This is a genomic window from Lentzea sp. NPDC036955, assembly GCF_055608005.1.
In genome coordinates this window covers 614,112-637,369 of sequence record NZ_JBVJRC010000003.1, presented here as the reverse complement: position 1 = coordinate 637,369, position 23,258 = coordinate 614,112, and the positions used below count along the sequence as shown (strand labels likewise).

Sequence of the window (23,258 nt, the reverse complement as noted above, 5' to 3'; positions counted from 1 at the left end):
GTGCGAACCCTGCGACGCGTCGAGCAGGTCATGGGCCTGCCGATCTCGGTGGACCTGCGCGACGGTGACGACGAGCTGGCCGAGCTGGTGTTCGCCTCACTGCGGGACGCGGACGCGCGGTTCTCGCCGTTCAAGCCGGACAGCGAGGTCTCGCGGCTCGACCGGGGCGAGCTCACCGCGCGGGAGCTCACCCCCGACCTCGTCGAGGTGCTCGACCTGTGCGACTGGTACGAGACCTCGACCGGCGGCGCGTTCACAGCACGGGTGCCGGGCCGCGGCCTCGACCCGTGCGCGGTCGTGAAGGGCTGGGCCGTGCAGCGCGCCGCCGACCTGCTGCGGGCCGCCGGGGCCGGGCGGTTCTGCATCAACGCGGGCGGCGACGTCGTGGTCGCCGGCGAGCCGGAACCCGGAAAGCCTTGGCGCGTCGGCGTTCGGCACCCCGACCAGGCCGACGCGCTGTGCGCTGTGCTCGGCGTGCGCGACGGAGCCGTTGCCACGTCGGCGTTGTACGAGCGCGGGCAGCACATCCTCGACGGCCGCACCGGCGAGCCGGTGCGCGGGTTGCTTTCGGTCACAGTCGTCGCGGCCGACCTGGCGATCGCGGACACCACCGCCACCGCGGCGTTCTCCCTTGGGAGAGAAGGGATCGAGTGGGCTGCCGCGCAGCCGGACTGCGAGGTGCTCGTCGTCGACGAAGATCGGCGGGTGCACCGGAGTCCTGGACTTCCGGTACACATCTGTTAACATCCCGGCACAACGGGGCTTTGATCTCCGGGGCACATTTCGTTGATCAAGAGCTGACGCGGGGCTCGCGCTCGGGGTGAGACCAGGCCAGCTGTCGACCAACACTCGTGCGAAACGGTCTTGGGTACGCGCTATTCGGGAGCGCGCACCCAAGACCTTTTCTGTGTTCGTCGGCGCTCGCTCGCTCGCGCGGCGAGTTCGTCGAGAAGCCGGTCGTCCGCCCGACTCGCTCGCACCGAAATGGGCTTCGCCGATTCCGGCACGAGCGGGTGACCGGACGACCGGCACGAACTCGCACAACGTTTCCGGTCAGACGTAGCGGTGTTCGTCGAACTCGGCGTTCACCGCGGACCGGCCGAGGTCGCGGCCCATCGTGTCCAGCACGTCCACCAGCTCCAGCCCGACCAGCCAGTCCCGCGGCAGCGCGTCGGTGCCGTGCAGCGCGCCGAGGACGTTCCCGGTCAGCGCCGCCGTCGCGTCACTGCCGCCGGAGTGGTTGGCCGCGGCCCGCATCGCGTCGACGAACTGCACCGGCTTCGGGTGCGTCAGCACGGTGTAGACGGCGATGGCCAGCGCCTCGGGGCCGGTCCAGCCGCTGCCGAGCCGGTCGACCCGCACCGGGGTGGCGCCGTCGTGTTCCTCGGCCAGCACGACCGCGCGGGTCAGCACCGTCGCCGTGTACGTGTCGTCGCGCAGCACCCGGCCGATGACCTGGTCGATCGCCTCGCGCAACGGGCGGCCCTTCACCGCGAGCAGGTGCACCAGCAGCGCCAGCGCGCCACCGGAGACCCAGCCGCCGGTGCCGCCGTGGGTGAGCGCCGCGAACCGGCAGCCCAGGTCGTAGGCGATGGCCGCGGACGGCGCGAAACCGGCGGGCGCGGTGCGGGTGACGCCGTTGCAGCCGGAGGACTCGTTGTGCGGGTTCTCCGGAGTGGACGGTGTCTCGGCGGCCAGCGCGCGCAGGCACGTCAGACCGGGCGAGCGGCTCTCGTAGAGCCGTTCGTCCGCCAGCAGCCCCACCGCGTTGTGCTCGGGGGCCGGTTGCTGCTGGGTGACCAGCCAGCGCCGGTAGCTGTGCCAGACCATGTCCGACGGCTGCCACTCGCCGGTGTGCTTCCCGCGCACCCAGGCGCGCAGGTACCCGTCGGCGGTGAAGAGCGTCAGCTGGGTGTCGTCGGTGACCAGGGCGGGCTTCGGCGGCGCCAGTACGCCCTCGGTGCCGTGTTCGCGCTGGATGTCCGCCCAGCCCAGGTACTGCACCGGTGCGCCGAGCGCATCACCGAGAGCGCCGCCGAGCAGGCACCCGGCGCCGCGGTCAACCACGGAGTTCGGATCTCGCGGCACGGGTGAACAGTAGCGTCCCGCCGACTCGGGCCGCACTTGTATCTGAGACCAGCGGCGGCCCACCTGTACAAGCAACGAGGTCAGGAGCACTTGAGGGAGGGGCATGCGGAGCAAAACCGGACTCGAGTTCGGCGTGCTCGGTCCACTCCAGGTGCTCGCGGACGGCCGGGTGGTCACGCTCGGCCGCCGCGGCATGCGCGGTCTGCTCGCGATGCTGGTGGTCGAGGCGAACCGACCTGTCTCGATCGACCAGATCGTGGACGCGCTGTGGACGGACGCGCCGCCGGCCACGGCCCGCACGATCGTGCACGGCTACGTGTCACGGCTGCGCAGGGTGCTGGAGGAGGCCGACCCGTCGGGCTCCGCGAAGATCCGCACCACGCCGACCGGGTACCAGCTGACCGTCGACCCGTGGCGCCTCGACCTGCACCGCGCCCGGCAGCTCGTGGCGTCGTCGCGCGGCAAGCCCGCCGCCATCAGGGCGGGCTTGCTGCGCGAGGCCCTCGGGTTGTGGCGCGGGCCGGTGCTGGCGGACGTGCCGGGCGACCCGCTGACCTCCGACCTGGAGGAGCTGCGGCTCTCGGCGCTGGAGGAGCGCATCGAGGCCGAGCTGGAGCTGGGCCGCCACCTGGAGCTCGTCGGCGAGCTGCGCGGGCTGTGCACGGAGTTCCCGTTCCGCGAACGGCTCGTCGCGCACAGCATGCGCGCCCTCTACCGGTCCGGGCAGCGGGCCGACGCGCTGGAGGCCTACCAGCGGTTCCAGCGCCGCGCGGTGGACGAGCTCGGCCTCGACCCCGGACCAGAGCTGCGGCTGCTGCAGGAGCAGGTGCTGCGCGACGACCCGGCGCTCAGCCTCCTCGGCGCGGTCGACAGCCGGCCGGTGGCGCCCCGCGCGGGCATCGTCGCACCGGCGCTGCTGCCCGCGTCCGCGTCGCGCCTGTTCGGCCGGGACGACGACCGCAGGTGGCTCGACAACGTCTGCGCGACCAGGAACCTGCTCGCGACGACGGTGGCCGTGCTGACCGGCCCGCCCGGCGTCGGCAAGAGCGCCCTCGCGATCACGTGGGGGCACGAGAACAGCGAGATGTTCCCGCACGGCGTGCTGTTCGCCTCGCTCGGCGACGCCGAACCCGGCGAGGTGCTGACCCGGTTCCTGGTGGCGCTGGGCGTGCCCGCCGACGGCGTTCCCGTCGCCGTGGAGGACCGCATCGGGCTCTACCGCTCCCTGCTCAACCGCCGCCGCGTGCTCGTGGTCCTCGACGACGCGACCGGGTTCGACCAGGTCCTGCCGCTGCTGCCGCCGGGCTCCGGCTCGGTGGTGCTGGTGACCTCCCGCAGCCGGATGGAACGGCTCGTCGTCACCAACAGCGCGCGGGTGCGCAAGCTCGGGCCGTTGGCCGAGGAGGCCGCACGCGCACTGCTCGACGACGTGCTCGGCCGGCCGCTGTCGACGGAGGACCCGGTCGCCGCGCGCAAGCTCGCCGAGCTGTGCGGCGGTCTGCCGCTGGCGCTGCGGGTGGCCGCGGCCAAGCTGGTGATCAGTCCTGCGTGGACGGTCGAGGAGCTGGTGGGGGAGCTGGCCGACGACGGCCACCGGATGCGCGGCCTGGACCTGCCGGAAGCGGGCGTGGGGGTGTCGCGGGCGCTCGACCTGTCGACCCGCGACCTGCCCTCCGAGCTGAGCCAGGTGTTCACCTCCGTCGGCCTCGCGCCCGGCCGCTGGATGTCCTCGCACGCCGTCGCCGCGCTCACCCGCATCCGGGTCGAGTCGGCGCGGGACCGGCTGGAGCGGCTGGTCGAGGTCAACCTGCTGGTCGAACCGTGGCCGGACGGCTTCACGATGCACGAGCTGGTGCGCCTGTACGTGCGCGGCTCCGGCCGCGCGGACGTGGACTCGTTGCGGCGCCTGGTGAACTACTACCTCGTCGCCTGCGACCACGTCCGCCGCGCCATCCGGCCGGCCCGCGACGGCCTGGACTTCGCGCTGGGGGACAACGGGTCCACGTCGCTGCCCGGCTACGACGACCCGGTCGCGTGGTTCGACCGGGAGTGGCCGAACATCGTCGCGGTCGTGCACGCCGCCGCCGAGTCCGGCCTGCACGACCAGGTCTGGCAGCTGGTCCGGATGCTGCACCCCTACGCGACCGTGCGCGCGTTGACCGGCGAGTGGCTCGCGCTGGTCGGTTTCGGCACGGCCGCCGCCGAGGTCACCGGCAGCCGGCTCGGCCAGGTCCTCATGCTCGACACCACCTACGTCACGAACGCCCGGCTGGGCCGCCCGGTGCTGCTGCCCGACGCCCGCCGCGCCCACCGCCTGGCCACCGAGCTGGGTGAACGCCAGTACCTCGTGCTGACGCTCGCGCAGCTCGCGGACGTGCTGTTCCGGCTCAAGCAGCACGACGAGGCACTGCTGCACTTCTGGGAGTCCGTGCAGCTCGCGCAGCAGTCCGGTGACCTGGTCGGCGAGGGCCACGGCCTCAACAACGTCGCCCAGGTCGAACAGGCCCGCGGCCGCGTCGACGTCGCCCTGCGGCACCAGGCGCACGCCGTGGACGTCTACCGCCGCTCCGGCGACCAGCCCGCACTCGTCGACGGCCTCGCGAACCTCGCGGAGCTGCACCTGCAGGCGGGCCACCTCGACGACGCGGAGGCACTGGCCCGGCAGGCCGTTGACCTCGCCGCCGCCGCGGCGATGACCTACACCGAGGGCTTCGCCAGGCAGGTGCTGTCCGGGGTGCTGCTCCAGCGCTCGGAATGGGGTGCGGCCTCAGCGGAGCTGACCGCGGCGCTGCGGCTGTTCGCGCAGGTCAACTCGGCCCGCGTGGTGGAGGTGCGGGCCGCCCTGGACGCGTTGTCGTCCGAGGTTTAGCGGGCGTTTAGTCGACTGGTCCCAAAAAATGGGATGTTGGACGTGCAGGCCGCCGAGTGGGGGAATCACCGAGGGGGCGGCGCCTGCACCGAAGAGGGCCGACCGGCATTCGGGGGAGAGTGCCGGTCGGCCCTCGACGTCACTGCAGGTTCTCCTCGGAGCAGCGGACCAGCGGCAGCAGCTCCGGCCGCTTCGGCGCCAGACCGTCCCCCATGGACTCCCCGCGCAGCTGCCGCCTGATCCACGGCACGACGTGCTCCCGCGCCCACTTCAGGTCGGCCTTGCGCTGGGTCACCCAGTCCGCCTGCTCCAGCACCGGCCACGGCACGTTCCACGCGTGGTCGTCCGCGAGCCCCAGCACCTCGTACGCCTTGAGCGCCACCCGCTGGTGCCCCTCCGGTGACAGGTGCAGCCGGTCCGCGCTCCACGCGCGACGGTCGTGCAGCACGTGCATCGCCCACAGGTCCACCATCCGGCAGTGGTACCGCTCGGCGATCGACCACAGGTGCGTGTTGTAGATCGCGATCTTGCCCCGGATGCTGCGCAGCAGCGGGGTCGACCGCGTGTCGAACCCGGTGAAGATGACGACGTCGCTCCCGGCGGCCCGCAGGTCGGCGACGGCCACCTCGTACACCTCGGCCAGCGCGTCCGGGTCGCTGTTCGGCACGAGGATGTCGTTGCCGCCCCCGCAGAACGTCACCAGGTCCGGCTTGAGCGAGATCGCGAGCGGCACCTGCTCGTCCACGATCTCCTGCAGCATCTTGCCCCTGATCGCGAGGTTGGCGTACCGGAACTCCGGTGCCCGACGGGCGATCATCCCCGCCAACCGGTCCGCCCACCCGAGATAGGTGTCCCCTGGACCGGGATCGTCCATCCCCTCGGTGAAACTGTCCCCCAGGGACACCAGACTGTTCCAGCGCAGCACAACAACCCCCTTTCACCCGCGGCTCCCGTTCGCGGCGACTGGTCAGCATGCACAACCGGCCACCGGTTACGCCACCGTCGGTTGCGGCAGCCCGGGACTCGACGCAGTGGGTGATGATCCTTTTACCACTCGATCGAGCGAAGCTTGAGGCGGTTCAGGGGGATTCGTCTCTTTGAGTCGCTAGCTTCTGCCGGGTGCGTTCGGTTTTGCCGCTTCCGTCCGTCTCCCTGGGTGTCGCACTCATCACAGCCGCGATCTTCGCCGCAGCGGTGCTGAACCCGGCCCAGGAGACCGCCACACCCCCGTCCGCCCCGGAGGCCGCCGCACCGACCGAGGGCGGCACCCGGCCGCCGATGGAGTTCACGCCCTCACCGGCCGCGACCACGCGGCCCGCTCCCGCACAGCCCACCACCGCCCGGCGTGCCCCCGCGCGGCCCGTGACGCCGCCACCGCACTCCAATCCCGTGGTGCGTCCCGTGGCCCCCACCGCGCGCAGGGCCGTGCCCACCGTGCTGCCGTCGGTGGCGCTGCCGCCGCTGACCTCCCCGCCCGCCGCGCCCTGGCGGCGGACACCGGCTCCGTCGCGGCGCTGACCGTTCCCGCGGCCGGAGCCGGGAACGACGACGGCCCCCGCGGCGACATCGGCGCGTGACGCCGCTGCGAGGGCTGTGGGCCTTCCCGAGGAGAAGCGCCGCCGCCGTTGTCAGCTCCCCCTCGGGAAGGGGTCTTGGGACCGTCTCAGGGGGCGCCGCCGCCGGTCCGCCCCCTGAGACGGGGTCTAGTGGCCGCCCACCGCGACCGCGGAGTCCACCGCGGGCAGGTGGTCGTCGTACGCCGACCGCAGCTGCAGCTCCGCACCCGGTGAGGCGCCGATGGTGTCCAGTCCGAGCAACGCCGCCCCGACGACCGGCGGCAGGTCCACGACCCGCACCTGCGCGAGCGGCGCCACCTCCAGCACCCGCGACCGCACCGGCCCGAGCACCGCCTCACCGGTGCCGGTCATCACGCCGCCGCCGAGCACGACGTCGACGGGTTCGCCGAGCAGGTCGAGCTTGCGCAGCGACACCGTCGAGAGCAGCACGATCTCCTCGACCAGGCGGTCCACCACGGCCTGCGCCACGGCGTCACCGCCGCCCGCCACCTCGAACAGGATCGGGCAGAGGACGTGCGGGTCGAACTCGACCTCCTGGAAGTGCAGCTTCTCGACCACGGCGGCGATCGACCGCTCGCCGTAGTGCGCGAGCAGCGCGGGCAGCAGCTCCGTGCCGGCACCGCGACCGTCCTCTGCGCGCACCGCCAGCCACAGCGCCTGCTCACCCAGGTGACCGCCACCGCCCCAGTCACCGGAGATCTGGCCCAGCGCGGGGAACCGGTGCGTGCGGCCGTCGGCCGCGACGCCCACCGCGTTGATGCCGGCACCGCACACGACCGCGACACCGACACCGGAGGCCGTGCCGGAACGCAGCAGCGCGAACGTGTCGTTGCCGACGACGACGGACTGCGACCAGCCCCGCTCGGTGATCGCGCGGGTCAGGTCCTCCTCCTCGCGCGGCAGGTCCGCGCCCGCCAGGTAGGCGGCTGTGTGCGTGGCGATCGGTTCGTCGGGGTCGAGGCCCGCCAGGGCCGCGGCCTCGCGTGCCAGACCTTCGAACACGTCGAGTCCGCGTTTCATGCCGACGGTCTGCGGCGGCGCACCCGGCCCGCGCACCTGCGCGAGCACCCTGCCGTCCGCGTCGACCAGCAGCACAGCGGTCTTGCTGTTGCCGCCGTCGATCGCGAGCACCCGGTCCGTCATCGTCGTCAGGCTCCCTTCACCCACGGGAGCAGATCGCGGTTCTGCGCGATCAGCTCGTCGGCCAGCCGGTCCGCGATGGCGTGCTGGCCGATCAGCGGGTGGGCGAGCAGTGCGTTCGCCACGCGGTCGCGGCCACCGCGGACCGCGGCCTCCAGCGCCAGGTGCTCGTAGGCGGTCACGTGCGAGATCAGGCCGGAGATCGAAGGCTCCACCGGCCGCACCGGCAACGGCGTGCCACCACTGCCGTCCACAGTGGACGACACCTCGATCACGGCGTCGTCGGGCAGGAACGGCAGCGTGCCGCGGTTCTGCACGTTCACCACGTGCCTCTCGGCACCCGCGCCACCGGTCAGGGCGTGCACGAGCTGCACGGCGGCCTCCGAGTAGTACGCGCCACCGCGCTGCGACAGCTGCTCCGGCTTCGTCACCACCGACGGGTCGCCGTAGATGTCGAGCAGCTCCTTCTCCACCGCGGCAACGACCTCCGCACGCGGCGGCGAGTCGAGCTGCTTCTGCACCACCGCGTCGTGGTTGTAGAAGTAGTTCAGGTAGTACGACGGCACCATGTTCAGCCGCCGCATCAGCGCACCGTCGATGCCGATGTGCTCGGCCAGCCCGTCGACGTGGTCGGCGAGCAGCTCCGGCAGCCGGTCCACACCGTCGACGAAGACGCCGCGTTCCCACGTGAGGTGGTTCAGGCCGACGTGCTCCAGCTCCACGGTGGCCGGGTCCACGCCGAGCAGCGCGGACGTCCAGCGCTGGAACGTGATCGCCACGTTGCACAGGCCGATCGCCTTGTGACCCTCCTGCAGCAGCGCGCGCGTCACGATCCCGACCGGGTTCGTGAAGTTCACGATCCACGTGTCGGGCCCGGCGATGCGCCGCACCCTGTCCGCGATGTCCAGGACCACCGGCACGGTCCGCAGGGCCTTCGCGAGGCCTCCCGCGCCGGTGGTCTCCTGGCCGACGCACCCGCAGGTCAGCGGGAACGTCTCGTCCGAGGCCCGCGCCGTCTGCCCGCCCACCCGCAGTTGCAGGAGGACAGCCGACGCGCCCTCGACGCCTTCTTCGAGCGACGAGGTGGTGCGCACCTTCGCCGGGTGTCCCGCGTGCTCCAGCAGCCGCTGGCTGAACGGCCCGACGAGGCCGAGGCGGTGCTGGTCCGGGTCGACGAGGACGATCTCGTCCACCGCCAGGCTGGTGCGACGGCCGGCGATGCCGTCGATCAGCTCCGGTGTGTAGGTGGACCCGCCACCGACGACGGTGAGTTTCATCCCTTGACCCCCGTGAACGTGATTCCCTTGACGAACGACTTCTGGGCGAAGACGAAGAGGACGACGGCCGGGACCATCGTCAGGAACGTCACCGCCATCGACGAGTTCCACTGCACGATGTGCATGCCCTTGAACGTGGCCAGCGCCAGCGACAACGTCCACTGGTCCTTCACCTCGCCCGTGTAGAGCAGCGGGCCGAAGTAGTCGTTCCAGGTGAAGAGGAAGCAGAACAGCGCGGTGGCCGCGATGCCCGGCTTCGCCATCGGCACGATGATCCGCACCAGCGCTTGGAACTCCGAGCAGCCGTCCACCCGTGCCGCGTCCACGTAGGACTGCGGGATCGTGAGCATGAACTGGCGCAGCAGGAAGATGCTGAACGCGTCGAACAGGAAGTACGGCACGATCAACGGCCACAGCGTGCCCGTCAGGCCCAGCGACGACCACGTGTCGTACAGCGGCACGGCCACGACCTGCGGCGGCAGCATCATCGCGCCGATGACCAGGATGAACGCGACGTTCCGACCGCGCCACTGCAGCTTCGCCAGCGCGTAGGCGGCGGGGATCGACGAGATCAGCATGCCTGCGGTCGCGAGCAGGGAGTACGTGAGGCTGTTGACCAGGTACTCCAGCAGCGGTGCCTTGTCGAAGACCTCGACGAAGTTCTCCCAGTGCCACTCGCGCGGCCACAGGTTCGAGGTGAACGCCTGGTCGTCCGACATCACCGCGGTGAGGAAGACGAACACGACGGGCGTGGCGAACATCAGGCCGAGCGCGAGACCGATCGCGTGGGTCGCGACCCAGTTGAGGAAGCCCCCGACGTCGCGCTTGCGGCGCGGCTGCTCCGGTTCCGCGGTGACGTCGACCGGCGGTGTGGCCAGTGTGGCGGTCATGCTCCCGGACCCCCTTCCTCAGCCGTGGAGTTCTTGCGCATCCGCTGGACCAGCACGATGGTCACGGCGAACGAGATGATGAACAGGACCGTGGCCATCGCGGCCGCGTAGCCCATGTCGAAGTAGCGGAAGCCCTGCGTGTACAGGTAGACCGGGAACGTCAGCGTGGAGTTGTCCGGGAACCCGAGGTACTTGGTCGACCCCGTCGCGTCCGCAGCGCCCGAGCCGGCCGACCCTGCGACGACCGCCTGCGTGAAGAGCTGCAGCGCGAGGATCACCGAGTTCACGACGCCGAAGAGCAGCACCGGGGAGATCGTCGGCAGCGTGACGTGCCACCAGCGCCGGACCGGGCCGGCGCCGTCGAGCTCGGCGGCCTCGTACTGCTCCTGCGGCACGTCGAGGATCGCGGCCAGGATGATGATCATCAGGTCGCCGGAGATCCACAGCATGATCGCGGTGATGCCGGGCTTGGCCCACGCCGGGTCCGAGAACCACAGCGGCGAGTCCAGGCCGAACCAGCCGAGGACGCTGTCCACCGGGCCGCCGTTGGGGCGCAGCACCATGAAGAACACGAGTGTCGCGGCCACCGGCGGCGCCAGCGAGGGCAGGTAGCAGAGCGTGCGGATCAACCCGACGCCCGACTTCAAGCGAGCGATGACCGACGCCACGCCCAGCGCGAACACGGTCCGCGCGACCGTGAGCACCACGACGAACCACAGCGTGTTCGTGATCGCCTTGACCAGCAAGGGGTCCTTGAACATGAACGCGTAGTTGTCGAGGCCGTTGAACTCCGGCGGGTTGATCAGGTCGTACTTCGTGAACGAGAACACGACCGTGGCGATCAGCGGGTAGCCGAAGAACAGGACGAAGCCGATGAGGGCCGGGGCCATGAACCCGAGCACGGCCAGACGGTGGCGGGCACGGGCCCGCCCCTTGCCGGGGGCGGGCCGGGCGCCGAGCGTGGCGGTCATCTCGTGGACCCCTACTTGCCGCTCTTGGCGATCTGGTCGTCGATGTTCTTGTCGACCTCCTTGAGGCCCGCCGCCAGGTCCGCGACCTTGCCGGACTGGTAGGAGACCGAGAAGTCGGTGACGGCCTTGATGTGCGCGTCACCGATGGGGGTGACGGGGTTGCCCTTGAGCTTGTCGCTCCTGGCGAGCTCGATGAACGTCTTGAACTGCTCGTCCACCTGGAGCTTCGGGCTCTCCATGGCGGCCTTGGTGCTCGGCACGTTCTTGATGGCGTTGGACAGGTCGACGATCGTGTCGGTGTCGAACGTCAGGTGCTTGATCAGCTCCCACGCGGCGCCGGGGTTCTTGGCGCCCTTGGGGATGCCCATGATCGTGCCGGTGGTGAACGCCGTGCCGTAGTCGGCGGGCTTCCACGTCGGGAACGGGGCGGTGCCGAACTTGATCTGCGGTGCCTGCGCCTTGAGGAACGCGGTGCGGTACTCACCGTCGATCATGATCGCGATCTTGCCCTGGTGGAACGCGTGGTCGGCCGAGTACTCCTGGCCCAGGCCCGCGCGGAAGCGCTCGAGCGCGTCGTAGCCGTAGAAGTCGACGAGCTTCTTCTGGAACGTCATCATCTCGGTGAAGCCGGGCGAGGTCGAGAGCGCGGACTTGCCGTCCTTCTCCCACTCCGCGCCGAACGACGGCGCGAGGATGGTCGGGCGGTTGGCGTAGAAGCCCATGGTGGGCAGGTAGCCCGCGACCTCGATGTCGCCGTTGGGCGCCTTCTTGGTCGCCTTGACGGCCGCGTCGTAGAGCTCGTCGAGCGTCTTCGGCGGGTTCGTGACGCCGGCGTTCGCCAGCAGGTCCTTGTTGAAGTACATGGCGTACACGTCGGTGAGCATGGGCATCGCGCAGCGGTTGCCCTTGTACTCGGTGTACTCCTGGACCGCGGGGGAGAGCTGGTTCAGGTCGACCTTGTCGCGGTCGATGTAGGCCTTCAGCGGCTGGAACGCGCCGGAGGAGCAGAACTGGCCGATGTTGTCGGTGGTGAACGACAGCGCGACGTCCGGCGTGTTGCCCGACCGGATGCCCGCGGTGATCTTGTCGTCGTCCTGCGAGCCCTCGTGCTTGATCTCGATGTTCGGGAACTTCTTGTTGAACGTCTTGAGGGCCTTCGTGACTTCTTCGAGCTCGCGGTCGGAGTAGTTGCTCCAGACCGTGAGCGTCAGCTTGTCGTCCTTGCCGGGAGCAGCTGCGGCGTCGGAACCGGCGCCGCCACCCTTGCCCGCCGCACATGCGGTGAGGGTCAGCGCTGCGGCGACACAGAGCAAGGCAGCACGGGTGTGCTTGCGCATGTGCACTCCTTCTCGATCAACGTGGGGACCCGGCGACCACGGGGCCGCGGAATGGTGCGGTGGTGGCTGCCGGCAGGCCGAACACCTGCTCGCGCGCGACGGCCAGCGCCGAGTGCAGTGCGCCGGAGCGCACCGGCTTCCCGGTCACCAGCGCCAGCTGCACAGGGGTCCTGGGCACCACCAGTTGCCGCAGCTCCGCGGCAACGAGGTCGTTCAACGTGGTTCCGCCTGCCTGGGCGATGTCGCCGGACAGCAGGACGAGCTCGGGGTCGAGCACCGCGACGACACCGGCCACACCCGTGGCGATGCGCCTGGCGAGGTCGGCCAGGAACTCACGGCCCGCGGGACCGGCGGCCAGCGCCTTGCGCACGGCACCGTGACCGTTGCGCGCGGCGAGCCCGTGGGCCTTGGCGAGCTTGCAGATCGAAGCACTGCTGAGCAGTTCGCCGTACGTGCCGCCGGAGCGGTCGGTGTCGGTGTCGGCGGTCGCGCGGTCGGGGATCATCAACCCGTCGATCTCGCCGGCGCCACCGGAGGCGCCGCGCAGCAGCACCCCGTTGATCACGACGGCGGCACCGACGAGGTCGGCTGGCCAGATGACGACGAAGTCGCGCACCTCCGTGGCCCGCCCGGCGACCATCTCCTCCAGTGCGACGAGGTTGACGTCGTTCTCGACGCTCACCGACGTCCCGAGCCGCTCGCGCAGCCGGCCGGGCACGTCGAAGCCGTTCCAGCCGGGCAGGTGCGGTGCGTACGCGAGCTCGCCGGTCGCGGGGTTCACCGCACCCGGACAGCCCACCACGACGTGCAGCAGCTCCTCGGGACCCAGACCGGCCTGCGCGCACGCGGTGCCGACCGCGTGCGCGAACGCCTCCACGACGCCGTGCTTGGCGGGCATCAGCGCTTTGTGCTCGGTGAGCACGGCACCGGAGATGTCCGCGATGGCGACGTCGACCGACTCGGGGGTGAGGTCGACGGCGGCGATGTGCGCGAGGGTCCCGTTGACCGACCACAGCTGGGCCCGCGGCCCCCGCCCGCCCCCGCGCAGTCCGTTGCGGACGACGGTGTCGGCGGTTTCGAGCCGGGTGAGCAGCTGTGCGGTCGCCGGCTTGGAGAGACCGATGAGGCCCTCCAACTCCGACCGGGTCAGCGACCCGTTGCGCAGCAGAGCCTCGATGGCTGCGCGGTCGTTGATCTCCCGCAGCAGTCGTGGGCTTCCGGCACGCATTGGGTCAGCTCCTGTCTGTTAACTTTCCAGACGATTTCGTGGAGACGGTAGTGACCTGGTTCACCGCGGTCAATCCCCGATACAGCTCCGTTACCTGACTTAGGCTGACCTAAGGCAGTCTGGGAACATGACCGACGTGCGCCAGGAGTCGCTCGCATCACTGCTCGGAGGCCGAGGCGGCGCCCTCGACGCCTCCCTGCCCCCACTGGCGTTCGTCGCGGGCTGGCTCGTCTGGGGCCACTCGATCGGAGCAGGCGCTGTCGCCGCGGTGCTGTGCGGCGTCGTCATCGGCGTCATCCGCTTCGTGCGCGGCGAGAAACCCCGCGCCGTGGTGCTCTCCGTGCTGCTGGTCGTGGCCGCGGCCCTGATCGCCCTGTACACGGGCCGCGTCGAGGACTTCTTCCTGATCCAGCTGCTGTCCAACGTCGCGTCGGCGCTGGCGTGGGCCGGGTCGACAGCGGTGCGCTGGCCGTTGCTCGGCGTGGTGGTCGGCACCCTGCTGGGGCAGAAGACCCGGTGGCGGCGCGATCCTGCCCTTTTGCGCGCCTACTCGATCGCCTCCTGGCCGTGGGTCGCCCAGTACGTGCTGCGCGTGGCGGTGTTCACGCCGCTGTGGCTCGACGCCCAGGTGTTCTGGCTGGCCACGCTGCGCGCGGCGCTGTCATGGCCGTTGCAGGTCGTGTGCATCCTGGTGTCGGGGTGGGTGCTGCGGAAGGCGCTGCCTTCCGGACATCCGGGGTTCCGGCACCCGCAGGTGCCGGAACCGGGTGCTCAGCCGGGCTCGGGCAGTGATCGCGCCCGCAGGTAGGACGCGTGGAGCGGCTCCGCGCTCCGCACGACCTTCCCGGTGGGAGTGCGCGGGAGCGCGTCCATCACGTGGATGTGCTGGGGCAGCTTGAACTCGGCGAGCCTCTCCGCGCACCACTCCGACAGGGCGCGCGCGGTGAGCGTCGTGCTCCGGGTGCTCACGTAGGCGCGGATCTCCGGCTGGCCCAGCGCGATGGCCTCGGTCACCTGCGGGTGCCCGCACAGGACCTTCTCCACCTCGGTCAGGTCGACGTTGAAACCGCGCACCACGACCAGCGAGTCGGAGCGGCCGAGCAGGCGCAGTTCGCCGTCGGGCGTGAACTCGCCCCGGTCGCCCGTGCGGAACCAGCCGCCGGAGAAGCGCGACGGGCCGTCCTCGGACAGGTAGGGGGTGGCGGGCAGCGCCACCTCGACCAAGCCGTCGCGGACCCGTGCGGTGACGCCCGGCATCAGCGGGCCGACGGACGGGCGGACCGTACCGCCGACGGCCATGGTCAGCGCGCCGGTCTCGGTGGTGCCGAAGCACTCGCCGACCGGGATGCCGTAGGTGGCCTGGAAGCGGGAGGCGACGTCCTGCGGCATGAGCTCGCCGCCGGCGAACGCCCCGCGGGCCGTGCGCAGCGCGGAAGGATCGGGGGAGGCGGCGAGCAGGTCGAAGTGGAACGGCTGGCCGGTGACGAAGTCGACCTCGAAGTCCCGCGCCTGCCGGAGGATCGCCGCCGCGGTGGGCCTTTCCGCGAAGACGAGGTGCACGCCCGCCGCCAGCGAGTGCAGCAGGCCGCCGACCATGCCGAAGCTGTGAGCGGGGGAGTTCAGCAGCAGCAGGCGTTCACCGCGGCGCACCATGCCCTCGGCGGCCTCGAACCGCGCGACCTCGTCTGCCAGCGACGACGTGCTGCGCCCGATCACCTTCGGCCGGCCCGTCGAGCCGGAGCTGAACTGGACCAGCGGGTGGTCGGTGGCGGCGGGCAGGCCGTCCGCGCGGGTGGTCACCAGGTCGTACCGCTCCTGGAAGCCGGAGGCGGCTGCACCGCTCGGGTGCACGAGGAACTCCGGGCGGGTCAACGAGTGCAGGACCTGGGTCTCGGTCGGCGTCAGGCGGTGGTCGATCGAGATCACCTGCGCACCGGTGCTCCACAACGCGAGCACGGCTTCGAGCTGGCTGAAGCTCGGCGGCACCTGGACGGCGACCGCGCTGCCCTCCCCGATTCCCGCAGCGGCGAAACGACGGGCCTGAGCGGTGACATCGGCGCGCAACAACCCGTGCGTGACCGTGCTGCGGTGGCTGAGGAACGGCACCTCGTCGCCGTGGCGGTGCAGCAGGTCGGTGATGAACGCGCGCATGTCAGGACTCCTTGCAGAACTCGCCGATCGGCAGGCCCACGTGCCGTTGCTCGGTGGCGACGTGGCCGAGGAGCTCGTCACCGGGTCGGAGCTCGGTCACGTTCAGCACCTTGCCACCGGGGCCGAGGACGCGGACGTGCCAGTCGTCCTGGACCATCAGGTCGACCACGACGCCCTCCGGTGAGCGCGCGGTGATCGTGAGCATCGGGCGGGACTCCAGCTTGGCGCGGCCCACGGTCAGCTCGCGGGTGCGGCCGTCGGCGTTGACGGCGAGGACCTTGCTGCCGGACCGCAGCTCGGACAGGTAGTTCGTGCGGTTCGCCGGTCCGAGGACGTACGAGTGCAGCGCGCCCGCGTTGACGCGGAACGGCCGCGTCGGCATGTACGGCAACGGGTGCGTCTCGCTGCAGCACAGCACGAAGCCGGACGAGAAGGAGCCGACGAGGATGCCCTCGTCCTCGGCGAAGTGCGAGGCGGTGTCGACGCAGACGCGGTCGCCCAGACCGTTGTGGGTCAACGCCTCCACGGTGAGCGTGGTCAGCGTCAGCGGCGGGGACGTGGCTTCGAGCAGCCGGGCGAGCTTGAACACGTCGGTGGCGTCGGCGGGGGCCATCAGGACGCCGTCGGAGCCGTGTTCCAGGCATTCGAGGACGATCGCGGCCTCCACGAGGTCGGAGACCACCGTGACCAGCTTGCCGGGGGCGCCGTGCGCGGCCGCGATCACGATCTCCAGGGGGATCTTGGTCGGGTCGGTGAACGTGACGACGGTGTGGTCCAGGCGCTCCGCCGCGGCGCAGGCGAGCTTGAGCGTGCGGTCGTCGCCGACCGTGACGGACGCCGACCGCGTGGGCAGCCGGTCGAGCTCGTCCTGCTCGTCCACCGGCACGACCACGAGGTGCGGGCTCTCGACGGGCTCGTCCGCCAGCAGCACCCGCGTCATCGTGGGAGGGAGGTCGTCGAGCAGCGCGGGATCGTCCGCGACGACTCCGGCCACGCGGCTGTGCACGGCGGCGTCGACCACCGCGGTGCGCTGCGCTTCCGGGACGGTTCTGAGGTCGATCCAGGCGAACTTCACCGGTTCTCCAAGGCTGTCAGTGCGTCGATGAGGCTGGTGTCGGTGGGCGTGTGCACGATCGCCGCGAGCTCCGCGACGAGCTGCATCGGCGTCGGTGAGGCGAAGACCCGCCGTCCCACCGCGAGGCCCGCGCAGCCGGCGGCCATCGCGGCGCGCGCGTGTCCGGCGAGGCTGTGCGAGGAGGCGGCGCCGCCCGCGACGAGCACGGGGAGCGGGCAGTTCGCGACGACGTCCGCCATGTTCTCCGCCGGGTGCGCGAGGTTGGTCTTGACGATGTCCGCGCCCAGGTCCGTCGCGATGTTGACGACGTGCGCCAGCAGGGCCGGGTCGCGCGGGTCTCCGATGCGCGGTCCCCTGGCGTAGATCATCACGACCAGCGGGACGTTCCAGGCGTCGCACGCCGCCGCGACCGTGCCCAGGTCGGCCAGCTGACGCGCCTCCGTGTCGGAGCCGATGTTGACGTGCACGCTCACCCCGTCGGCACCGAGCCGCAACGCCTCGTCCACCTCACCGACGAGCACCTTGGCGTTGACGTCGGCCATGTGCGCGGTGCCCGCGCTGAGGTGCACGATCAACCCGCAACCGCCGAGCACGGCCGGGTCGATGGTGCGCACGCGTCCTTTGTGGACTATGACCGCGTCGGCGCCGCCCTGCACGACGGCGCTGATCAGGTCGTGCCACCGGTCCCTCGGCACGACCGGGCCGTCCGAGACGCTGTGGTCCAGCGGTACGAAGAGGTACCTGTCGTCTTGCTGACGGGAAAGGCGTCGCAGCCGCAACGCTTTCCTCATGGCCTCACCCCTGGTGTCATCCGGTGGTCGACAGCAGCCTGAGGCAGCCGGTGCGCGCAGCGGTAGGTGTGAGGTTCCGATAACTCCCGGTTTATCGGCCGAACGGAGCAATCCGAGGGTCGGCGCGGGCCGCAGAAAGGTCATTTGGTGACACCCGCGTGGCCGTGTTTGTCGCTCCTCCACTGCCCTAGGCTTCGTCAGTGCGAATGGAGCTCAGACATCTGCACGTGGTGCTCGCCGTGGCGAGTGCGGGCAGCATCACCAGGGCCGCCACGCAGCTGAAGATCGCGCAGGCCGGACTGACAGCCCAGGTGCGCAGGATCGAGGCGAGCCTCGGCGGGCCGTTGTTCCTGCGTCGCACCGACGGCGTCGAGCTGACCGAACTGGGCCGCCACGTCGTGCTGCGGGCTCAGGACCTGGTCGAACGCTTCGACGACCTGATCGTCACCTCGCACCGGCTGGTGCGGCGGGGTGACTCGGGCATCCGGCTCGGTGGCGTGGCGGGGTCGCCCACCGGGCTGCTCGTCGGGGCCGTGCGCGAGGTGCTGCCCGGCTTGCCGCAGACCACGCACGTCGAACGCGGCGGCGACACCGTGCTCGAGCTCGTGTGCACGGGCGAGCTGGACCTGGCCCTGGTGGTGGAGTTCCCGCGCAGCCCACTGCGGTTTCCCGAAGCGATCGGCCTGCGCGGTGTCGTGACGGAACGCATGCTGATCGGCGTCCCGGTGGGCCACCGGCTGTCGGGCCGCAGCGAGGTGCGGCTGTCCGAGCTGGCAGGGGAGGAGTGGGTCGTGCCGGACGAGAACCACGGCGGCCGGCTCAACCTCGAACAGGCCTGCGAGGCCGTCGGGTTCACGCCCCGGTGCGCGCACTTCGGTGCCGATGCCGCGGTGGCCGCCGACCTGGTGCGGTCGACCGGTGCCGTGGCGGGGTTCTTCCCCGGCCAGGACGCGCCGGGCGTGCTGCTCAAGCCGATCACCGGCAACCCGCTGTACCGCCGGATCACGCTGGTGTGGAACGACGACGCCGCCGAGCACGTGGACGACGTGCACGCCGGGCTGCTCCGGGCCTACCGCGAGCGGACACCGCACTCGGGCAGGCTGCTGGCCTCATGACCGGCTGGGCCGCGGCGCGTCCGGGCCCAGCACGTCCACCGCCGCCAGCCAGGCCGCCCCCACGGCCCCTTCCGTCGCCATGATCACCTCTGCGCCGCACCGCCCCCGCAGCTCCTGCTTCAGGTGCATCCCCACCGGTGTCTTGATCAACGAACCCACCAGCACGATCGGCGACGTGTCCTCCGGCGCGCGCACCGCCGAGGCCATGTCCGCCAGCAACCGCGCCGCCGACGCCACGATCGACAGCGCCGCCGGGTCCCCGTGGTGGTAGGCGGCCGACACCAGCGGGGCGAAGCGCGCGAGGGCGATCGGTGGCGAGGAGTTCACCGCGGTGATCAACGCACCGCGCCCGCGCACCCCCGCCGTCGTCAGCACCGCGGTGGCCAGCCCCTCCAGCGGCGCGTCCAGGTCCAGCAGGCGCACCGTGGCGCGGACGGCCTCGCGGCCCAGCCAGAACGCGGAGCCGTCGTCGCCGAGCAGCCAGCCGTAGCCGCCGGACTGGCCGACCATGCGGTGGTCCACGATGCGGCCCGCGATGGAGCCCGTGCCGGCGACCAGCACGGTGCCGTCGGCGGAGGAGGTGCCCGTGGCGAACGCCGCCTCGCAGTCGGTGACCACGCGCATCGGGCAGTGCAGGCCCGCGCGTTCCCAGGCCTCCTCGAACAGGGCCGACACCGCCGGGTCCGACATCCGGGAGGCGCCTGCCATGCCCAGGACGCCGGAGCGGACGCGGCGGGTGTCGAGGCCGTCGAGGGCCTCCTTCAGGGCCTCGCCGATGTGGGCCGCGGCGAGGGCGGGTGGGTGCGAGTTCGGGTTCGCGCCGCCGGCGAGGCCCTGGCCCAGCCGGGCGCCGCCGAGGTCGAGCACCACTGCCCTGGTGGACGTGCCACCGGCGTCCAGACCGACCACGAGATCCATGACGACCGAGTATGCCGAGGTCAGGCCACCGGTGGCACGCCCAACCGGGTGTCACCCGGCCAGTGCGCGGTCACCCGTCGCGTTGTGGTGGAAGAACACCAGGGTGCCCGGCGGAACTCGATCACCCGGATGGACCACAGTGGACAGTGAAGGGACCTCGGTCCCGTAGGCGAAGACGGCAGGCTCGGTCACGTCCACGAGCTCGTCGGCGTCGGCGGGCGCGGGGTAGCGGCTGGCCACCGCCACCGTGTACGTCACCGGGCCGGTCGGCAGCACCGAGCGCGACACCGGCAGCACCACCACGTCGCTGTCGAAGAGGTTGGTGTCGGTGGAACCGGCCAGGCCGTTGAGGGGCTGTTCGTCCACCACCTCGTCGGAGGCGACGTCGGTCGTGCGCGCGAGCCACACGTCCGCCGTCACGGTGCCGTCCGCGCCCTCCTGCTTGACCGCCTCGGTCAGGAACTCCTTGCCGCCCACCGTGAACCGCACCCGCGGCCGGGTGTTGCCGCCCTGGTTCTGCCACGTGTCCCAGGTCGCGACGCCGAACGCCAGCAGCTCCGGCGTCGCGGTCGCGCCGGCGTACCGCAGGTCGGCGCCGCGGGCAGTCCGGTTCGCGGTGCAGCCGTCGCGCACCTCCGGGGTGCACGCGGGCAGCCGCGGTGAGCGCGCGCCCAGTTCCAGCACGGTCATGCGCGCGACGAACTCGCCCTGGTCCAGGCCCTGCCCGGTGACCCGGCCGGACGACACCGACAGCCGCGACACCGGCTTCGGCGCCGCGTAGACCGGGACCTGCAACGACCGGTCGCCGGTGAACCGCACGAGCCCGGACGCCTCCGCCAGGAACTGCCGGCCGTCGGCCAGCGACACGCTCGGGTCCGGTGTCTTGCGCAGCGCCGCCGGGTTCGTGATCCGCAGCTGCACCCGCACGGGCGCCGACCCGCCTGCGGGCACCACCACGAACGGCGACACGGAGAACGCCACCCCCGGCACCTTCGTGATCGGCTCGTAGAACGGGTTCAGCCGCACCGGTTCCGTGCCCTTGTTGACCACCCGCAACGTCCGCGTGGCCTGCACCGGCCCGTCCACCTCGACCGTGCCGAACGACGCGTCGCCCAGCACCAGCACGTCCGCGCCGAGCGCAGCCAGCCCGTCCACCCGGCCGGAACCGACCCGCATCGGCGCCTCCCGCACGCCGGACGCGGACCGGACCACCCCGGAGGCCGTGTTCACCAGCGCGGCGCGGATCTCCTCGACCGTCCACCGCGGATGCGCCTCGCGCAGCAGGGCCGCGATGCCCGCCACGTGCGGCGACGCCATCGACGTGCCGCCCATCGACACACCGTCCGAGGCGGTTCCCGAGGCCGCGGAGAAGATCGTGTCACCGGGGGCGGCCACCGAGATCGCCGACCGCGACCGCGACGACGAGGGCGTGATCGTGTCCTCGATCTCCGGCGTCACCGACGGCACCGCGCGCTTCAGCGACGACGCCAGGCGCACCGTCAGCGTCCCGGCCTCCAGCGCGGGCCGCAGCGCCGTGGTCGCGGCCGCCGTCAGCTGGAACGCCGGGATGTGCGCGTTGCCCGCGATGCCGGCCGCGAACGCCGGCAACGTCGTCGGCAGCAGCACCCCGGCCGCGCCGGCCTGCCACGCGTTGTCCGTGCGCGGACCGGAACCGCAGGCGCGCGTCGCGTCGTCGTCGTCCCACTCCAGCCAGACGAGCTTGCCGGCCAACGGCTCGCTGATCGGCTCGCAACCGTCCACACCGGACTTCAGCCGCACCACCGGCAGCGTCAGGTCGATCGGGTCCTTGTAGCCGATGCTGTACTGGCCCGGCCACCGCTGTCCCAGCGCCTCGACGCCGTCGAGCACCTCGCCCGCGTCCCTGCTGTTCGCCACGGAGATCACGCCCGGTGCGTTGCCCGGCGACCCGGACACGTCGTAGAGGTCGCCGCCGTTGCCCGCCGCCGCCACCACGACCACGCCGTGCTCGACCAGCTTGCGCACGAACAGCGAGTCGGGGTCGTCCGGTGCGCCGAAGTTGCTGCCCAGCGACAGGTTCACCACGTCGAGCTTGTCGGAGAAGTCGCCGTCACCGTTCGGGTCGAGCGCCCAGTCCAGCGCCTTCGCGGTCAGCTCGGTGGAACCCCGGCAGCCGAACACCTTCAGCGCGTACAGCAACGCCCGCGGTGCCGTTCCCGGCCCGATCCGCATCGAGTCGAGGTCGACCGACGAGTACGAGCCGCGGTAGGTCGAGCCGTCGGCGTTCACGCCGAACCCGGCCGCCGTGCCGGCCACGTGCGTGCCGTGGCCCTGGCAGTCCAGCGGGTCCGCGTCCGGCACCGGCGGGGCCTTGCCCGCGGTGTAGGCGTCGCCCGCGAAGTCGTACCCGCCGACCACCTTGGCCGTGGGGAACGTGCCGCCGCCGAAGTCCGCGTGCCGGTAGTCGATGCCCGTGTCGATCACGCCGATCCGGACGCCCTCGCCGAGGCGCCCGAGCGACCGCCAGACGTCGGAGGTGCGGGTGAGCCGGACGGCGGAGGCGTTGGACGGCTCCTTCGGGACCATCCGGTGGACCGCGCGGACCTCGGGCATCCGCGCCAGTTCCGACAGGTGGGAACGGCCGACCGCGAGGACGACGCCGGGCACCGCGTTGGTCGTTCGCGCAACCTCCTTCCCACCGGACCGGGACACGACCCGCGACACGTGCTCGGAGATCCGCTCCCGTGCGGAACGCGCCTGAGAAGCGTCCCGAGACTCGACCGCCGGGGCCGAGGTCAGCTCGACGAAAACGGTTACATCCGGCGGCGAAGCAACAGGTGTCAGCAGCGCGCCCACCAGGAGTGACGCGATGGCCAAATTCATGATCAACCTCTCCTAGTCATCGGACGACTTCACGTCAGGGCCTAGACGCGAGTGCCTCGGCAGGGCTATACATCCGATGTATTTCGTGCGGTGTGAGCAGAGGAGGAACCGCCGTGCAGCTTCTGCGGCTCGGACCGGTCGGCGCTGAACGTCCCGCGGTGAGGACCGGCGACGGGACGACGTACGACCTCCTGCCGATCACCCCCGACATCGACGGCGGCTTCCTCGCCGACGGCGGTGTCGCCCGCGTCCGCGCCGCCCTCGACGCGGGCGAGCTCCAGGCGCTCGACACCGAGGGGGTGCGGGTCGGAGCGCCGCTCGCGCACCCCGGCAAGATCATCTGCATCGGCCTCAACTACCGCGACCACGCGGAGGAGACCGGCGCCGACATCCCCGGCGAACCCGTGGTGTTCCTCAAGACGCCGGACACGGTCGTCGGACCGTACGACGAGGTGCTCGTGCCCCGCCGGTCGGTGAAGACCGACTGGGAGGTCGAGCTCGGCGTCGTCATCGGGCGCACCGCCCGCTACCTGGAGTCCGAAGAGGACGCCCTGGCGTGCGTCGGCGCGTACGTGCTCTCGCACGACGTCTCGGAACGCGAGTTCCAGATCGAGCGCGGCGGCACCTGGGACAAGGGCAAGAACTGCGAGACGTTCAACCCGCTCGGTCCCTTCCTCGTGCCCGCAGACGAGATCGCCGACCCGCAGGACCTCGCGATGCGGCTCTGGGTGAACGGCGAGCTGAAGCAGAACTCCACCACCAAGAACATGATCTTCCCGATCGCGGAGGTCGTGCGCTACCTCAGCCAGTTCCTCGTCCTTCGTCCGGGTGACGTCATCAACACAGGTACACCCGCTGGGGTGGCGCTCGGCCAGCCCGAGCCCAAGCCGTACCTGCGCGCCGGCGACGTGGTCGAGCTGGAGATCGAGGGCCTCGGCAAGCAGCGGCAGACCCTCGGGCAGGCCTGAG

The 23,258-nt window shown here is 71.4% G+C and carries 19 protein-coding genes; 6 read left to right on the top strand and 13 right to left on the bottom strand.

Annotated elements, in window-relative coordinates:
* Complete coding sequence (locus ACZ7CF_RS12280; protein ID WP_470369584.1) at positions 1 to 744, top strand: FAD:protein FMN transferase; 744 nt, start codon at positions 1 to 3, stop codon at positions 742 to 744.
* Positions 745 to 1,053: 309 nt separating this feature from the next.
* On the opposite strand, the gene ACZ7CF_RS12275 is transcribed toward ACZ7CF_RS12280, so the two are convergent.
* On the bottom strand, positions 1,054 to 2,088 hold the full coding sequence (locus ACZ7CF_RS12275; protein WP_470369583.1) for an ADP-ribosylglycohydrolase family protein: 1,035 nt from the start codon (positions 2,086 to 2,088) through the stop codon (positions 1,054 to 1,056).
* A gap of 103 nt (positions 2,089 to 2,191) precedes the next feature.
* Between ACZ7CF_RS12275 and ACZ7CF_RS12270 the strand changes: the two genes are divergently transcribed.
* Complete coding sequence (locus ACZ7CF_RS12270; RefSeq protein WP_470369582.1) at positions 2,192 to 4,957, top strand: AfsR/SARP family transcriptional regulator; 2,766 nt, start codon at positions 2,192 to 2,194, stop codon at positions 4,955 to 4,957.
* A gap of 139 nt (positions 4,958 to 5,096) precedes the next feature.
* Here ACZ7CF_RS12270 and ACZ7CF_RS12265 read toward each other — a convergent pair whose 3' ends face one another.
* Positions 5,097 to 5,861, bottom strand: coding sequence for an SGNH/GDSL hydrolase family protein (locus ACZ7CF_RS12265; protein WP_470369679.1), 765 nt, complete (start codon positions 5,859 to 5,861; stop codon positions 5,097 to 5,099).
* Between the two features lie 215 nt (positions 5,862 to 6,076).
* Here ACZ7CF_RS12265 and ACZ7CF_RS12260 point away from each other — a divergent pair, with 215 nt between their 5' ends.
* On the top strand, positions 6,077 to 6,475 hold the full coding sequence (locus ACZ7CF_RS12260; RefSeq protein WP_470369581.1) for a hypothetical protein: 399 nt from the start codon (positions 6,077 to 6,079) through the stop codon (positions 6,473 to 6,475).
* A 185-nt stretch (positions 6,476 to 6,660) separates the two neighbouring features.
* Here the strand turns inward: ACZ7CF_RS12260 and ACZ7CF_RS12255 are convergent, their stop codons facing one another.
* From ACZ7CF_RS12255 to ACZ7CF_RS12230, 6 genes are read right to left on the bottom strand one after another with little or no spacing between them, the layout of a single operon-like run.
* On the bottom strand, positions 6,661 to 7,677 hold the full coding sequence (locus tag ACZ7CF_RS12255; protein ID WP_470369580.1) for an N-acetylglucosamine kinase: 1,017 nt from the start codon (positions 7,675 to 7,677) through the stop codon (positions 6,661 to 6,663).
* Positions 7,678 to 7,682: 5 nt separating this feature from the next.
* Positions 7,683 to 8,951, bottom strand: coding sequence for a 6-phospho-beta-glucosidase (locus ACZ7CF_RS12250; protein ID WP_470369579.1), 1,269 nt, complete (start codon positions 8,949 to 8,951; stop codon positions 7,683 to 7,685).
* Positions 8,948 to 9,841 carry a carbohydrate ABC transporter permease gene (locus tag ACZ7CF_RS12245; protein WP_360385336.1) on the bottom strand — a complete coding sequence of 298 codons (894 nt, stop codon included), beginning with the start codon at positions 9,839 to 9,841 and terminating at the stop codon, positions 8,948 to 8,950. The genes ACZ7CF_RS12250 and ACZ7CF_RS12245 overlap by 4 nt, the downstream gene beginning before the upstream one ends.
* Complete coding sequence (locus ACZ7CF_RS12240; RefSeq protein WP_470369578.1) at positions 9,838 to 10,812, bottom strand: carbohydrate ABC transporter permease; 975 nt, start codon at positions 10,810 to 10,812, stop codon at positions 9,838 to 9,840. Before ACZ7CF_RS12240 ends, ACZ7CF_RS12245 begins: the two co-directional genes overlap by 4 nt.
* Before the next feature lie 11 nt (positions 10,813 to 10,823).
* Entirely contained in the window at positions 10,824 to 12,149 is a 1,326-nt protein-coding gene (locus ACZ7CF_RS12235) for an ABC transporter substrate-binding protein (protein WP_360385340.1), read from the bottom strand.
* A 16-nt stretch (positions 12,150 to 12,165) separates the two neighbouring features.
* The gene (locus ACZ7CF_RS12230) at positions 12,166 to 13,377 is read right to left on the bottom strand and encodes an ROK family transcriptional regulator (RefSeq protein ID WP_470369577.1); all 1,212 of its coding nucleotides are present in this window, start codon (positions 13,375 to 13,377) and stop codon (positions 12,166 to 12,168) included.
* Between the two features lie 127 nt (positions 13,378 to 13,504).
* Here ACZ7CF_RS12230 and ACZ7CF_RS12225 point away from each other — a divergent pair, with 127 nt between their 5' ends.
* Positions 13,505 to 14,185, top strand: coding sequence for a DUF3159 domain-containing protein (locus ACZ7CF_RS12225; RefSeq protein ID WP_360385344.1), 681 nt, complete (start codon positions 13,505 to 13,507; stop codon positions 14,183 to 14,185).
* Here ACZ7CF_RS12225 and ACZ7CF_RS12220 read toward each other — a convergent pair.
* From ACZ7CF_RS12220 to ACZ7CF_RS12210, 3 genes are read right to left on the bottom strand one after another with little or no spacing between them, the layout of a single operon-like run.
* On the bottom strand, positions 14,149 to 15,528 hold the full coding sequence (locus ACZ7CF_RS12220; RefSeq protein ID WP_470369576.1) for a class I adenylate-forming enzyme family protein: 1,380 nt from the start codon (positions 15,526 to 15,528) through the stop codon (positions 14,149 to 14,151). The two genes, ACZ7CF_RS12225 and ACZ7CF_RS12220, sit on opposite strands and share 37 nt — an antisense overlap.
* Position 15,529: 1 nt before the next feature.
* Positions 15,530 to 16,603 carry a 3-dehydroquinate synthase II family protein gene (locus ACZ7CF_RS12215; protein ID WP_470369575.1) on the bottom strand — a complete coding sequence of 358 codons (1,074 nt, stop codon included), beginning with the start codon at positions 16,601 to 16,603 and terminating at the stop codon, positions 15,530 to 15,532.
* On the bottom strand, positions 16,600 to 17,394 hold the full coding sequence (locus ACZ7CF_RS12210; protein WP_360385350.1) for a 2-amino-3,7-dideoxy-D-threo-hept-6-ulosonate synthase: 795 nt from the start codon (positions 17,392 to 17,394) through the stop codon (positions 16,600 to 16,602). The genes ACZ7CF_RS12215 and ACZ7CF_RS12210 overlap by 4 nt, the downstream gene beginning before the upstream one ends.
* 206 nt (positions 17,395 to 17,600) lie before the next feature.
* On the opposite strand from ACZ7CF_RS12210, the gene ACZ7CF_RS12205 reads away from it, so the two are divergent.
* On the top strand, positions 17,601 to 18,509 hold the full coding sequence (locus tag ACZ7CF_RS12205; protein ID WP_360385352.1) for a LysR family transcriptional regulator: 909 nt from the start codon (positions 17,601 to 17,603) through the stop codon (positions 18,507 to 18,509).
* On the opposite strand, the gene ACZ7CF_RS12200 is transcribed toward ACZ7CF_RS12205, so the two are convergent.
* A complete protein-coding gene (locus ACZ7CF_RS12200; RefSeq protein ID WP_470369574.1) occupies positions 18,504 to 19,427 on the bottom strand; it encodes an N-acetylglucosamine kinase in 924 nt (307 codons plus the stop codon). The genes ACZ7CF_RS12205 and ACZ7CF_RS12200 overlap by 6 nt on opposite strands.
* Before the next feature lie 51 nt (positions 19,428 to 19,478).
* A complete protein-coding gene (locus tag ACZ7CF_RS12195; RefSeq protein ID WP_470369573.1) occupies positions 19,479 to 22,289 on the bottom strand; it encodes a S8 family peptidase in 2,811 nt (936 codons plus the stop codon).
* Positions 22,290 to 22,402: 113 nt separating this feature from the next.
* Here ACZ7CF_RS12195 and ACZ7CF_RS12190 point away from each other — a divergent pair, with 113 nt between their 5' ends.
* A complete protein-coding gene (locus tag ACZ7CF_RS12190; protein ID WP_470369572.1) occupies positions 22,403 to 23,257 on the top strand; it encodes a fumarylacetoacetate hydrolase family protein in 855 nt (284 codons plus the stop codon).
* Position 23,258 lies beyond the last annotated feature (1 nt).